At 25.8% G+C, this 14,907-nt stretch carries 15 protein-coding genes; all 15 read left to right on the top strand.

Annotation, left to right across the window (positions count from 1 at the left end; genetic code table 11):
- The first annotated feature begins 16 nt into the window (after nucleotides 1-16).
- Nucleotides 17-1,705, top strand: a complete 1,689-nt coding sequence (locus tag RWJ08_RS02910; protein ID WP_313961010.1) for an ABC transporter ATP-binding protein — start codon at nucleotides 17-19, stop codon at nucleotides 1,703-1,705.
- Nucleotides 1,677-3,389: an ATP-binding cassette domain-containing protein gene (locus tag RWJ08_RS02905; protein WP_313961220.1), complete on the top strand. Its 1,713-nt coding sequence runs from the start codon at nucleotides 1,677-1,679 to the stop codon at nucleotides 3,387-3,389. The genes RWJ08_RS02910 and RWJ08_RS02905 overlap by 29 nt, the downstream gene beginning before the upstream one ends.
- Before the next feature lie 37 nt (nucleotides 3,390-3,426).
- Entirely contained in the window at nucleotides 3,427-3,906 is a 480-nt protein-coding gene (locus tag RWJ08_RS02900) for a hypothetical protein (RefSeq protein WP_313961009.1), read from the top strand.
- A gap of 212 nt (nucleotides 3,907-4,118) precedes the next feature.
- Nucleotides 4,119-4,376, top strand: coding sequence for a zinc-ribbon domain-containing protein (locus tag RWJ08_RS02895; RefSeq protein ID WP_009354927.1), 258 nt, complete (start codon nucleotides 4,119-4,121; stop codon nucleotides 4,374-4,376).
- Nucleotides 4,377-4,676: 300 nt separating this feature from the next.
- Nucleotides 4,677-5,003 (top strand): hypothetical protein, encoded by a 327-nt coding sequence (locus RWJ08_RS02890; protein WP_029949386.1) that lies wholly within the window; start codon nucleotides 4,677-4,679, stop codon nucleotides 5,001-5,003.
- The gene (locus tag RWJ08_RS02885) at nucleotides 4,993-6,033 is read left to right on the top strand and encodes a V-type ATPase subunit (protein WP_313961008.1); all 1,041 of its coding nucleotides are present in this window, start codon (nucleotides 4,993-4,995) and stop codon (nucleotides 6,031-6,033) included. Before RWJ08_RS02890 ends, RWJ08_RS02885 begins: the two co-directional genes overlap by 11 nt.
- Nucleotides 6,034-6,053: 20 nt before the next feature.
- Entirely contained in the window at nucleotides 6,054-8,036 is a 1,983-nt protein-coding gene (locus RWJ08_RS02880; RefSeq protein WP_313961007.1) for a V-type ATPase 116kDa subunit family protein, read from the top strand.
- A 10-nt stretch (nucleotides 8,037-8,046) separates the two neighbouring features.
- Nucleotides 8,047-8,469 (top strand): ATP synthase subunit C, encoded by a 423-nt coding sequence (locus RWJ08_RS02875; protein WP_004832027.1) that lies wholly within the window; start codon nucleotides 8,047-8,049, stop codon nucleotides 8,467-8,469.
- 9 nt (nucleotides 8,470-8,478) lie between these two features.
- The gene (locus RWJ08_RS02870; RefSeq protein ID WP_313961006.1) at nucleotides 8,479-8,787 is read left to right on the top strand and encodes a V-type ATP synthase subunit F; all 309 of its coding nucleotides are present in this window, start codon (nucleotides 8,479-8,481) and stop codon (nucleotides 8,785-8,787) included.
- 11 nt (nucleotides 8,788-8,798) lie between these two features.
- Complete coding sequence (locus tag RWJ08_RS02865; RefSeq protein WP_009355005.1) at nucleotides 8,799-9,401, top strand: V-type ATP synthase subunit E; 603 nt, start codon at nucleotides 8,799-8,801, stop codon at nucleotides 9,399-9,401.
- 27 nt (nucleotides 9,402-9,428) lie between these two features.
- Entirely contained in the window at nucleotides 9,429-11,204 is a 1,776-nt protein-coding gene (locus RWJ08_RS02860; RefSeq protein ID WP_293438987.1) for a V-type ATP synthase subunit A, read from the top strand.
- Between the two features lie 9 nt (nucleotides 11,205-11,213).
- A complete protein-coding gene (locus tag RWJ08_RS02855; RefSeq protein ID WP_029949394.1) occupies nucleotides 11,214-12,584 on the top strand; it encodes a V-type ATP synthase subunit B in 1,371 nt (456 codons plus the stop codon).
- A 1-nt stretch (nucleotide 12,585) separates the two neighbouring features.
- A complete protein-coding gene (locus tag RWJ08_RS02850; RefSeq protein WP_009354515.1) occupies nucleotides 12,586-13,203 on the top strand; it encodes a V-type ATP synthase subunit D in 618 nt (205 codons plus the stop codon).
- A gap of 89 nt (nucleotides 13,204-13,292) precedes the next feature.
- Nucleotides 13,293-14,093: an NAD(+)/NADH kinase gene (locus RWJ08_RS02845; RefSeq protein WP_293438962.1), complete on the top strand. Its 801-nt coding sequence runs from the start codon at nucleotides 13,293-13,295 to the stop codon at nucleotides 14,091-14,093.
- Between the two features lie 243 nt (nucleotides 14,094-14,336).
- A complete protein-coding gene (locus RWJ08_RS02840) occupies nucleotides 14,337-14,801 on the top strand; it encodes a pyridoxamine 5'-phosphate oxidase family protein (RefSeq protein ID WP_313961005.1) in 465 nt (154 codons plus the stop codon).
- The last annotated feature ends 106 nt before the right edge of the window (nucleotides 14,802-14,907 follow it).

Genomic DNA, 14,907 nt, shown 5'->3' with positions numbered 1-14,907 from the left:
GAAGTTGGGGGAATTAATGAAGTCATTCATTCAAGTTTTTAAGAATTGTATCAATAAAAAAATAATTGTTATATTTGCTTCTTTGATTGTATCACTAGATAGATTAATTTTAATTTCAATGTTTCCATTAATTATAACAATAAAGAGAAAAGAAGATATAATCGTTTTATTATATGTTTTATTGTTTTTTATTTTCGGAGAATTTTTTAATATTTTTGTAAATTACAGTTTGGAAAAGGATGGAGAAAAACATAAAAAAGTCCTGAAATTAAATATGTTAAAATCTTTTGAAAATATTGAGCTTAAAGAATTTGAAAGTGTAGATTTTAAGAATAAAATATTTGTAGTAAATAATTATATTGAAAATTATATAAAAATTTCTAAAGATTGCTATAAAACTATTATAAATTTGTTTTTAGCTCTTTTTGTGTTGCTTATTATTTTTTATATTAATGTATATATGTTTATAATTTATTTATTCGTAATTGCTTTTGTTTTGTATTTAAAGAATAATCAACTAAAAGCGTCTAAAGATATTTGGATTAAATATATGGAAAATTGTAAGGAACACAATATAATAAATAATATATTGATAGATAAAAAACATTCTAATGAAAGAAAAATATTTAATGTTTTTAATTTTTACAATAAGATGTTTTTACATAAGTATGACGATGCCATTGATGAAAACTTAAAGGATGCTAGAAATCGTCTGAAATTTGATTTTTTATATGAAGTTTCAAATTATTTTCTTGTATTATTTATGTTGATTGCAAGTTTATATTTATATAATTTGGGAAGCATTAATATTTCCTATTTTTACTTGTTAAATAGTGGATTAATTGTAATAACTGAAATAATTGGTACTGAATTAAATAAAATATCAGATTATTTTAATTTTACAAATGGTATTAATTTATATCACGAATTTATTACAAAGAAAAAATTAGTAAAAAAAGATGTAAAATTAAGTAATTATAATATAGAATTTGATAGAGTTTTCTTTAGATATCCTAATTCAGATGAATATATAATTAAGAATTTTTCATTTACCTTTGAGTTTGGAAAGAATTATTCAATTTTAGGTAGAAATGGTTCAGGAAAAAGTACTTTAATTAAGTTGCTATTAGGATTGTATAGAGTCGAAAAGGGAAATATAAGAATAGGTGGTGTTGATATAAATGATATATCATTAGAACAAAAGTCAAAGATATTTTCTGTGCTTTTTCAACATCCTAAAAAGTATCCATTTACTATTTTTGAAAATATAACTTTAGAAGAATCTCAAAAAGGAGATTTAGACATTGATAAGAGCATTGTTGAATTTGTTGAAAATTTTAATGATGGAATAGATTCATACACCAGTATTAATTATAAGAATAATGTTAATCTTTCAGGTGGTCAGTGGAAAAATATATTTTTTAATAGAGTTTTTTTGAGAAAATCAAAAGTTTTTATTTTTGATGAACCAACTTCTAATTTAGATCCATTTTTAGAATTAGAATATTATAAAAATATACAAGATAAAATTTCTGGTAGCTTAAATATATTTATTTCTCATAGACTTGGAATTGTTAAATATACTGATATAATTTTATTGATTGAAGACGGAAACTTGATTGAATCAGGGACACATGATGAATTAATTTCTTATGGAGGAAAGTATTTTGAAATGTATGAAATTCAAAAATCAATTTTTGACTAATATAAAGATGATATCTAGGTGTATTAATCTATTTTATAGTACATATAGAAAAGAGTTATTTATTATGATATCGGTTGTAATAATAACAGCTTTGATTTATATGTTTGGTATGATTTATACTAGAGAATTTTTTAAAGGGATAGTTATATTTAAAAATGAGGATTTTAATATTTTTTTTAAGAATATTGTGGTTTCATTTTTTCCATATGTTACATTTTTATTTATAATAGCTATAAAGAAAATTTACTTTGATAGATACTATATACAATATATCTTAATTCCAAATTTTGAAAAAATTTTAAAAACAAAAATTCAAAAAAAGTGTTCTGAAATTGAAATTATAGACTATGAAAAAAATATTATAAATGAAAAAATTCATGAAGCAACAGTTTGTAGTACAAATATATTTAGACTTGTAGAGACTGTTATTTCATACTTTGGTTTAATTTTGAATATTGTATTAATTTCAAATTTTATTATTTTTATTAATATAAAATATCTATTTTTTTTGATACTAATATTATTTCCTTTAATTTTAGAAAATTATTTTAAAGGAAGGTACATTACTAAATATCGTTTAGACTTGAACTTATATGAAAGAAGAGAAAAAGAGATTGAGAATTGTATTTTAGAAGATTCAACTTATGCAGAATTTAAAATATATAATACTTTAGATTTTGTTTTAAAAAAATTAAATAAGGTATTTAATGAACACAATAAGAAGTTTTCTATTTTGAATAAAAAGATATATATCATAGAATTAATTTCGAAATTATTAATATATTTAGGAAAAATATCAATATATCTACTGGCTACATTCGATTATATAAATACCAATGATATCGGTAATTTGATTATCGTTATAGTGGGTATAAATATAATTTCAAAATTTATTGAAGAAATTTTTTCGCTACAAGGATATATTATGATGTTCTCAAAATTATCTGTACCATACTTTGAATTTATGAGCTTAGAATTTGAAAAAGAAAGCTTGCATAATGATGCTTCTGTAGAATTATCTAATTTGAAGTTCAAATATCCAAATGCTAAAAATTATTGTTTAAAAAATATAAATTTGAATATAAATAGAGGAGAGATTATTGCTATAGTTGGCAAAAATGGTTCTGGGAAAAGTACTCTGGCAAAGATTTTACTTGGATTATATAAGCCAAGTGAGTCCGAATCTAACAAATTAATTGCAAAAAATTCAGTTGTCTTTCAAGATTTTTGCAAATATCCTTTAGATGTTAGAAATAATATTGAGCTAGGCAGTGAATCTAGTGCGGATTCTTTTGCTATTATGAAATCAATGGGATTTAAAAGTGAATATTACGAAAAACTATTAGGAAAAGAAATAGGCGGACTAGAACTGTCAGGAGGGCAGTGGCAAAAACTTGCTATATGTAGAGGAATTTACAAAGATAGCGATTTTTTAGTTTTAGATGAACCAACAGCAGAAATAGACCCTATTTTTGAAAAAGACATTTACGATATTTTTAAAAAAATTTTATCTGACAAAACAGGTGTAATTATAACTCATAGATTGGGTAGCATAAAATTTTCAGATAAGATTTTAATATTAGATGAAGGAGAAATTTTAGCTTATGATACTCATAACAATTTATTAAAAAATTGTGATTATTATAAGAAAATGTGGGATGCACAAAAGCAAAATTATTTATAATCAACACCTTATATATTCAAAAGGAGGAATTTTATTTGTGAAAAATAAGAAATTTTTTAGAACCATATCAATAATTTTGGCTCTAATATGTATAGTATTTTTATCCATATTTTTAAGGTATAGATATGAATTACATTCTTTAAAAAATGAGATTGTAAATAATAAAGTGATTAAAGTATATTTTGACGGAAGTGGATATACAGCAAATATAGAGTCTGATGAGGATAAAAAAGAATTTTTTAATTTAATTTCTGATTTTAAATTTAGATTTAAAAATACAATGGAAGACACAGAAAAATCTCCACCTTCTGTAGAAACAGAATTTAATGAAAATGAAATATTTCTTTTTGTTTATTCAAAAACTTCAAGGATTGATTTTAATCTTAAAAATAAATATTATTTGTTGAATTATAAGAGAAAAGATATTTTTGAAAAAAGTTTGATTAAATTATATGAAAAATTTTGCAAAAATTACAAAGAAGACAGTAATTATATTAAGTTAAAACAGAGAAATTAATTTTTAAAAAATCTTATAATATTGTGATTTGAGTTCTTGATTTTATAAAAACATAGGTGTATAATATATATGTTTTCAAGGGTGATGAAAATAATTCTTGAAAAATATATTTTAAATAGATTGTAATTTTGACAATCTGATTAAAATATAATCTTATTTAATTTTTTGATGGGTATATTACTAAATATAAATTATAGTATTTAGGAGGAAAAATGATAATTTTTTATGGTTCAAAAGTAAGAAGTAAAAAAATAGGAGAAACAAAAGAAGAGTGTCATTGTGATCATTGTAATAATACCTCAATATGGACACTTTATAATGATAAAAGATGGTTTACACTATTTTTTATTCCAATTTTTCCATTTTCATCAAAGAAGTTTTTAGCCTGTCCAGTTTGTGGATGGGGAATTAATATAGATGATAAAAATTCTGATAAAATAATGCCATTAGTAAAATTATATGATAAATAGCTTTGTGCTAAAAAATATTTTTTAAATATATAGGCTAAAGTATAACCGATTGAACAATTAAAATTTTTATATTGAAAATTGTTGGTTAAGGCAAGATTAAGTTTATTATATATGAATTTATTGTAAATTAAAATATTACACTAGAGAATAAAATTTCAAAATTGTTTACAATAATTGAGCTTGTCATTCCGTAAACAATTTTGAAATTTTTTATCGCAAATTTGGAAGTGCATTTTTACGAATGCGCTTTTGTTTTGGAGAAATTTTTAAAAATTTAATATTTTTAGAAAGGAGGCATTTATGGAAAGTTTTATAAAAAATATATTTGATATTGATAAGGGTGCTGAGGATTATCAACAAAGATTAGAAGTTGAGAAACAAAAGCTACTTAAAGATAGAAAAGATAAGATGAAAGTTATAGATGACGAGTATAACAAAGTTTTGGAAGAAGAACAAGAAAATCTTAAATTACATCTATCTTCAATAGAAAATGAAGATAAAAATAAGCTTGTTGAATATAATGAAAAATCTGAAGCAATAAAGAGTGTTTTTGAAGATAAAAAAGAAATCTTGATTAAAAATTTTGCTGATTCTCTTTTAGAAAGCGGTGAGTTTTATGGGGAATAATTTTCATTCAATTAATGCAAAAATTGGAGTTTTAAGAAAAGGAATTTTGAAACAGTCCGATTATGATAAAATTTTATCTTTTGAACAAAGGCATGAGATTGTGGATTATTTAAAGAATAATATATTATATAAATATGAAATTCCTATGTATGAAGAAAAATCTATGAGAAATAGATATGATACAGAATTTATGATTAATAAGATTGAGGCAGAATTGCTTGAAAAATTAAAGTTTTTCCTTTTTGGTGATGATAAAAAGATTATAGAAGCTATGCTTATGAAGTATGAATTTAAAGATATAAAAATAATTCTTAGAAGTATTGTTGAAAATGAAAAGATAGACTTGGAAAGAGATACAATAATGTATAAGAAAAATAAGCATATTGATTATTCTAAACTTGTAAATTGTGAAAATTTTAATCAGGCTCTAGATGTATTGAAAGGTACAATTTACAAAAAGGCAATTGCTTCTCTAACTGATGAAGATATATTTAGATTGCATTTTCATGTTGAAATGAAATTGGACAGTTTATATTTTTTAACTATGAAAAATGCTATAGATAAATTATCAAAATCAAGTCAAGCAATTTTTAATGATTATTTTTCTACTTTAATAGATACAATAAATCTTCAATGGATAATCAGAGCAAAAAAATATTATGATTTACCGAATGAAGAAATTTATAGCTATAGTTTACGATATGGCAAATATATTAAAGGAGATTTTTTAAAGGACTTGATATATAGTGATAGTGTTGAGGCTATTGTTGAGAAAATAAAGAAAACTAAATTAAGACATACTCTTGAAGATGCAAATGGAAATACTACTGTTTCGAATAGAAATATTAAAGAATATGTTTATCTTAGCCATTTAAAGAAACTTAAAGACTATGATAATTCGATTTCAACTTTACTTAAGTTTATTATTCAGCTGAATATTCAAAATGAAAATTTAATTAGAATAGCAGAAGCAAATAAGTATAAACTAAGTAAAAGTGAAGTAAAAGAATATTTAATAAATATTCATTGATTTAGTTAGGGGGTGCTAAATTGGCTGTTGAAAAAATGAAAATGATGAATCTCGTTGCTTTAAAACAGGATGCACACAGTATTCTTAGAGAAATTGTTTTGAATGGCTCGATTCATATTACAAATGCAGGAAATTCAGAAAATTTCACAATGAAGTATATGGATTCTCAAATAGGGATTTTTAATGATATGGGTGTTGCTGTTGATAAAATAAGACCATATCATAGAGAAAAAGTTTTTAAAAAGAGAAAATATAAAGAACTTTTAGATCAGATGTTTGATTTCTTTAACATTAAAGAAGATGATGTTACTTTAAATGATTTAAAGAATTTAAATTATAGTGAAAAACTTAAATTATTAGATGATATATCTTTGAAATCTTCTTCAATAAAGACTAGGGAAGATGAGAATAGAAAAAAGAGAGCAGATATTAAAATATTATTAAATGCTGTTGAATATTTTTCTGATAGTGATATGAAAATATCTGAGTTTTACAATTTAAAACATATTAATTTTGATATGGGAGAAATTTCAAAAAATTCTTGGATAAAATTAAAGGCAAATTATGAAAATATTAAGGGAATAGTTGTGCATTTAGGAACTAGTAGCTATGGGGAAACTGTGATAATCTTTACTCCTTCCGTTTATGCAAAAGATACAAAATATTTTATTCGTTCTTTGTCCTTTGATAGAATTGAACTTCCTAATGTAGATATTTCTTTTAAGGATTTTATAAAGAATAAAAATGCTGAATTAGAAAGTTTAGAAAGAGAACAAGATGAAATTTTAAAGGAAAAAGCTGAATTTAAGGATAAATATTTGCAAGATATTTTAGGTTTCTATTACAGATATAAAATTATTGAAAAGATTGAGGAACTTGAAGGACATATTGCAGAAAGTAAAAATTTTATTTTATTAAGTGCTTTTGTTCCTGAATCTAAAGTTGAAAGTATAAAGAATTCAGTAGAAAAAGTTTCAGAAAGTGCTTTGATATATTTTGAAGATGATAATGAAATTCCTTCAAAATTTAAGATACCAACAAAGTTAAAAAATAATTTTATTTTAAGACCTTTTGAAGCATTGGTAAAGATGTATTCAATTCCGGATTATAAGGAAACGGATCCGACACCATTTTTTGCAATAACATATTTACTTTTATTCGGAATGATGTTTGGAGATGTAGGACAGGGTTTAATTTTTGTAATAGCAGGAATGTTATTATCTAAAAAAATTGGTGTTATTGCTAAAATTATTCAAAGAATTGGATTTTCATCAATGTTTTTCGGATTTGTATATGGAAGTGTTTTTGGAATTGAAGAATTAATTCCAGCTTTAATTATAAGGCCGATGAATGATATTAACACAATACTTGTCGCAACAATTGGACTTGGTATTTTAATGATATTAATTGCATATATTATCAACTTTAGAAACTTAAAGATGAGAAAAGAATTTGGAAAATTATTTTTTGATAAAAATGGATTATCAGGATTTTTATTCTATATCTCATTTATAGTAATTGTTTTAAATACTGTTTTGTTAAAAAATTATGTAAGTGTAAATGTATCTTCAATGATTACAATAGTAAGTGTTGTAGTTTTGGTTGCAACTTCAACATTGATGTTTATGAAGCCGAAACTGGTTCCGATAATTAGTAAGACAGAAGAAAAGGAAGAATTTTCTCCTGTTGAAAGTGGTTTTGAAATGTTTGAAACTGTTATGGGATTCTTTTCAAATACTCTTTCTTTTATTAGAGTTGGAGCTTTTGCGATTAACCACGTCGGACTTTTTATGGCATTTCACGCTTTAGGACAAATGCTTGGTTCAAGTATTGGAAATATATTTATGATTGTTTTAGGAAATATATTTATTGTTTGTCTTGAAGGACTAATAGTTTTCATTCAAGCAATAAGGTTGGAATATTATGAATTATTCAGTAAATATTTTAATGGAGAAGGAATAAATTATGAACCATTAAGAGTAGAATTAAAAGAAGAAATTTAGGAGGGAAAACATGAAAATTACTTTATTATTAATAACATTAGGAATAGGAACAACTATTTTAACAGGTATATCTTATTTAAGAAAAGGAAAGAAAACAACAAAATCAGGATTAAAAAAGGCAATAGCGATTAATGTCGTTTCAATTTTAGCTTTATTTTTAATGGGACTTGTTCCGGATATTGCATTTGCAGCTGAAACCACACAAAAAACAGCAAGTTCAGCGAGTGGAATGGGATATTTAGCAGCTGCTTTATCAACTGGTCTTGCAGCAATTGGTACTGGAATAGGTGTTGGTCAAGCAGGTTCAGCAGCAATTGGTGCAGTTTCAGAAGATTCTTCAATTTTAGGTAAAACACTTATTATTCTTGGACTTGCAGAAGGTATTGCTATTTACGGACTTATAATTTCAATTATGATTTTACAAAGAGTTTAGGAGAATTCTATGATAAGTTATCTTATATCTGATAATACAGATACACTTGTAGGAATGAGATTAGCCGGTATAACAGGAGTTGTTTTAAAGACTAGAGAAGAGGCTTTGGAAGAATTTAATGGTTGTCTAAATAATAAGGAAATTGGAATTTTAATTTTAACTGAAAATATTTTTAATCTTATTAGCGAAGAAGTTATGGAAGTTAAATTAAAAAATACTTTTCCACTTATAGTTGAGATACCGGATAGAACAGGTTTGAAAAGAGATCCAAATTTCATTACAAACTATATAAACGAATCAATAGGAATTAATATTTAAGGAGAAATCTTATGATAACAATTGAAGATAAGATAGAGTCATTCAAAAGAATACTAAATGAAGAAATTGATGAAAAGTATGATGAAGAGTTGAAAAAAATTGCTTCTGAAACTGAGAGATTAATTACAGAATATAAAGCTAAAAAATATGAAGAAATTGAAAAATTAAAGAGAGAATATAGAACAAAACTTGAAAATAAGACAGATAAAATTCGTTCAAAGACTTTAAAAGAAGGACAAGATATCATTTTAAATACGAATAAAGAAATTTACGATGAATTTTTTAAAGCTCTAAAAGAAGAATTAAATACATTATATATGACTGAAAAAGGCGAAGAATATTTAAAAAACACATTAAAAAATGTGAAGTCAGAAATAAATTCTAATGATATTGTTTATGTTTATGAAAAAAGTTTTGAAAGAGATAAGGAAATAGTAAAAAATGTCTTAGGAGATATCAAGGTTGAAAAAAGCCTTGATATAAAAGTTGGAGGTTTTGAAATAGAAAATGTGGAAAAAACATATAGATTGAATTATTCACTAGATTTTCTGTTGACAACAAAATACCAAAAGATTTTAGCTAAGTTGAAAAAAGAATTAGGAATAAACAATTAGTTAATAATTGTAATGAGGAGAAAGGTAATGTATAATATACCTAAAATAATTGATATAAATGGTCCTGTTGTTAAAGCAGACAGTATGGGAATTTACAAAGTTAGAGATATGGTTTTGGTTGGAGATAAAAAGCTAATTGGAGAAATCATATCTATTGACGAAGATGTAGCAACTATACAAGTTTACGAAGAAACACAGGGACTAAAAGTTGGAGAAACTATAGAAAGTACAAATGTTCCACTATCAGTAACATTAGGTCCGGGAATTATAGGAAATATATTTGACGGTATTCAAAGACCGCTTGAAAAAATATATTCAATGACAGGAGAATTTATTGCAGAGGGAATAGGACTTGTTTCCATTGATAAAGAAAAACAATGGGATGTTGAAATGCTTGTTAAAGTTGGTGATAAATTATCTGCAGGAGAAATTTTTGCAACAACTCAAGAAACAAGTTTTATAGAACATAAAATTTTAGTTCCACCAACTGTTAGTGGTGAAGTAATTGAAGCTTTACCATCAGGAAAATATAATTTAGAAACTGATTTAGTAACAATAAAAGATGAAGATGGAAAAATTCATAATTTAAAAATGTATCATCAATGGCCTGTAAGAATACCACGTCCAATAGATGTGAGAATGCCAATTTCAAGACCTTTAGTAACAGGACAAAGAGTACTTGATGTTTTCTTTCCAATAGCAAAAGGAGGAACTTCAGCACTTCCGGGTGGATTTGGTACAGGAAAAACTATGACTCAACATCAACTTGCAAAATGGTCTGATGCTGATATTATAGTTTATATCGGCTGTGGAGAACGTGGTAATGAAATGACAGATGTTCTTGAAGAATTTCCAAAGTTAATTGACCCAAGAACTTCAAAACCGCTTATGGAAAGAACAATTTTAATAGCAAATACTTCAAATATGCCGGTTGCTGCTCGTGAAGCTTCAATCTATACTGGAATAACTATTGCAGAGTATTATAGAGATATGGGTTATCATGTTGCAATAATGGCTGACTCAACTTCAAGATGGGCAGAAGCGTTAAGAGAAATTTCTGGAAGACTTGAAGAAATGCCTGCAGAAGAAGGATATCCAGCATATCTTCCTTCAAGAATTGCACAATTTTATGAAAGAGCGGGTTATGTTGAAACTCTTTCCAAAAGAGAAGGTTCAATTACAGTAATTGGTGCAGTTTCTCCACCTGGTGGAGATTTCTCTGAACCGGTAACTGAAAACACTAAAAGATTTGTTTCAGCCTTTATAGGTTTGGATAAGAATTTAGCATATATAAGACACTATCCTGCTGTAAACTATCTTACAAGTTATAGTGGTTATACTACATTGATTAAAGAATATTATGATGAAAATGTATCTCCTGAACTTTTAAAATTAAGAGCAAAGATGATGGAACTTCTTTCAGAGGATAATAAATTGAACCAAATTGTCCAATTGGTTGGAGAGGATGTTTTACCAAATGATCAAAGAATTGTTATAGAAATAGCAAAAGTTTTAAAAAAAGGATTTTTACAACAAAATGCAATGCATGAAACAGACAGTTATGTTCCTTTAAAAAAACAATTTGAAATGTTAAAAGTAATAGATAATTTATATATGAATTGTACTTTAGCTGTAAAACAACAAGTTGCCCTTACTCGTATAAAAAATGATGATTTATTTGAAGAAGTTATTAAGATGAAATATAATATTCCAAATGAAAACTATGATGAAGCATTTGAAAAGTTAAATGCAAAAATCAATAGCTATTATACTGCTTTGATAGACGAAAATCAGGGAGAGTAGGTGATAATTATGCAAAGACAATATTTAAAACTAGAAAAAATAGATGGACCTTTGATTGTGCTTAAAGGTGTAGATAATGTCAGCTATGATGAAATGATGGATATAGTAATAGATGGAAGTGAAAGAAGAAGAGCCAAGGTTGTTAGAATTCAAGGAGATAAGGTAATTGCTCAAGTTTTTGAAGGCACAACTGGAATTTCAACACAAAATTCTGCTGTTACTTTTACAGGAACTCCACTTGAAATTTGTCTTAGTAAAGATATTTTAGGAAGAACTTTTAATGGTGTAGGAGAACCAATTGACAATGGAGATTATATTATTTCAGAGAAAAAATATAATGTTAATGGAAGACCTATGAATCCAGTTGCAAGAGAATATCCAAGAGATTATTTGGAAACAGGAATTTCAGCTATTGATACTCTTACTACTTTAATTAGAGGACAAAAACTTCCTATATTTTCATCAAATGGTTTGACACATAATGCATTAGCGGCTCAAATCGTCAGACAATCCAAATTAAAAAATTCTGACGACAAATTTGCGATAGTATTTGCAGGAATGGGAATTAAATATGATGATTATGAATTCTTTAAAAGTGCATTTGAAGAATCAGGAGCATCATCCAGAGTTGTTTCATATATAAATCTTGCTGATGCACCAATTGTTGAAAGAATTTCAACACCTAGAACTGCATTAACTGCTGCAGAATATCTTGCCTTTGAAGAAGGAATGCATATTTTAGTAGTTATGACTGATATTACAAGTTATGCAGAAGCTTTAAGAGAAATTTCTTCTGCAAGAGAAGAAGTTCCTAGTAGAAAGGGATATCCAGGATATTTGTATTCAGATCTTTCTACATTATATGAAAGAGCAGGAATGGTGAAGGGAAAGAAAGGTTCAATTACTTTAATTCCTATATTAACAATGCCTAATGATGATATAACACATCCAATTCCTGACCTTACTGGTTTTATTACTGAAGGACAAATAGTTTTATCAAGGGAATTATTCCAAAAGAATATTTATCCACCTGTAAATATTTTGCCTTCACTATCAAGGCTTATGAAAGATGGTATTGGAGATGGATATACGAGAGAAGATCATGATCAGGTACAATCTCAATTATTTGCACTTTATTCAAAAGTTATCGAAGTTCGTTCGCTATCACAAATAATTGGAGAAGATGATTTAACACAAATAGATAAAATTTATATGGAATTTGGTAGACAGTTTGAACAAAACTTTTTAAGTCAAGATTTTGATGAGTCCAGAACTATTGAGGAATCACTTGATATTGCTTGGGATTTATTCAAACTATTCCCTAAAATTGAATTGGACAGATTGGAAAGTAAATATATAGAAAAATATGGAAGGTGGTAATATGATTCAAAATATTGCTCCTACAAAGTCAAATCTATTAAAAATCAAACAGGATTTAAAATTATCTAAGGTAGGCTATAATCTAATAGATAAAAAAAGAACTGTACTAATAAAAGAAATGATGCAACAAATTGAAAAGGCAAAAGAAATTCAAGAAGATGTAAAAGTACTATTTGAAAAGGCATATTCAACATTAGAAGAAGCAAATATAACTATGGGAGTTATGAATGTGCAAGACATTTCCTTATCAATAGATAAGTCAGAAAATTTTGAAATTTCTTATAAATCCATTATGGGACTTGATGTTCCAAGTGTAAAATATGAGCATGGAACTTTAAGACCTCATTATGGAATGTACATGACAAGCCCCGCAATTGATGAGGCTATAAAAATGTTTCAAAAAATAAAAAGACTTGTATATAGACTTGCGGAGACTGAAAATACAGTTTATAAACTATCTATAGAAATAAAAAAGAATCAAAAAAGAGCAAATGCTTTGGATAAAATTCAAATTCCGAATCTTGAAGAAACTGAAAAATATATATCAGAGGTTCTCGAAGAAAAAGAAAGAGAAGATTTTTATAGATTAAAAAAGATTAAGAAAAAGAAAAATGTGTAGTATTAAAGGAGCAAAAGCTCCTTTTTTCTTGCTTATATATGTTTAATGTGTTAAAATTAATTTAATAGATTAAAATAAAAGGTGAAATTATGAAAAGATTAATTAATATTTTCTTTAATGACAATATAAAATCCTTAGAAGCTTTTATCAAGACAAAAGAACTATTTGAAAAAAGAGGCTTTGAAATTTCTGAAACATTTAGAGAAGAGGCAGAACTTAGCATTTGTATAGGTGGAGACGGAGCTTTTATAAGAGGTGTACACAATTCTGACTTTCCTAAAGTTCCTTTTGTTGGAATAAATACAGGAACTCTTGGATTCTTTCAAGAAATTAGTTTTGATAAAATAGAAAAATTTATAGATGATTATATAGAAGAAAAATATACTATTGATAAAATTAGATTATTGGAATGTGATTTAAAAACAAATGATATTGTGTTTTCTAATAAATGTTTAAATGATTTTGTTATTAAGTCAAACAGTTCTGAAATAATCCATTTAGATGTTTATATAGACGATAATCATCTTGAAACATTTGCTGGAGATGGTTTAATAATCTCAACACCTTCAGGAAGTACTGCTTACAATATGTCTGCAGGAGGAAGTATTATGCATCCATCATTAAGAGGATTTCAATTAACACCATTAGCTCCAATATTTTCAAAAGTTTATAGGACTATTTCAAATTCATTGGTAATTCCTGATACATCTACTTTAAAAATAGTTCCGTTGGAAAATCAACACAAAAAAATTAGTTTTGTTGCTGATGGGATTGAAAAAGACTATACAGATGTATCATACTTTGAATTTAAAAAATCAAGGTTTAAATTGTATAAATTAGTATTCAATGAAAACTGGTACTGGATAAATATGAAAGATAAGTTCTTATAAGAAAATCTTATAATAGACTTTATATCTATAGAAAATTAATATAAATAAAATGTTGAAATATTCTTTAAATATGTTATAATGGAATTAGATATAAAGCTTAAATAAATAAAAATATTATATGATTATATAATAATGAGTTTATTTAGTTGCTTTTTCATATAATGTTCCGATATAAAACAGAGAAGATGAGCCATTTTAAGCTTGTCTTTTTTGTTATCTAAAAAAATTAGAAGGAGAAAATTTATGGAAATGAGAAGAAAGGATAGAGAACTAAGTATAGAAGAGGGAAAAGAATTACTAAAAAACGGAGAATATGGAATTCTTTCAACATCTGATAACTGTAATCAACCTTATGGAATACCATTGAGTTATGCATATTGTAATGATGTTATATACATTCATTGTACAAACCAAGGTGGACATAAATTAAAAAATATAGAAGAAAATTCTAAAATTTCTTTTACAGTGGTAGATAAAGTTGAGAGATTACCAAACCAATTTTCAACAAAATATATGTCTGTAATTGTATTTGGAAAAATTTCTATAGTTGATGATGAAGAAAAAAATAAGGGTATTCAGTCAATCTTGTTTAAATATTCTCCTGATTATGTAGAGTCAGGAATGAAATATATTGAAAAAAGTATTGAAAAAATTCATATACTAAAAATAATTATAGATAAAATTTCTACTAAAGGACGAAAAAAGTAATAATTATAATATAAAAAAAGAAAGAAAACACTAAAAATATGACAAAAAGGTATTGACTGAAAGGCGGAAGGCTGATATAATGTTAAGGCACTCAAGAAGGGACTAG

It is taken from the genome of uncultured Parvimonas sp. (genome assembly GCF_963524015.1).
In the GTDB taxonomy this organism is placed as follows: Bacteria; Bacillota; Clostridia; order Tissierellales; family Peptoniphilaceae; genus Parvimonas.
Note: the sequence above shows the minus strand (reverse complement) of the source record. Positions and strands in the feature narration are given on the sequence as shown.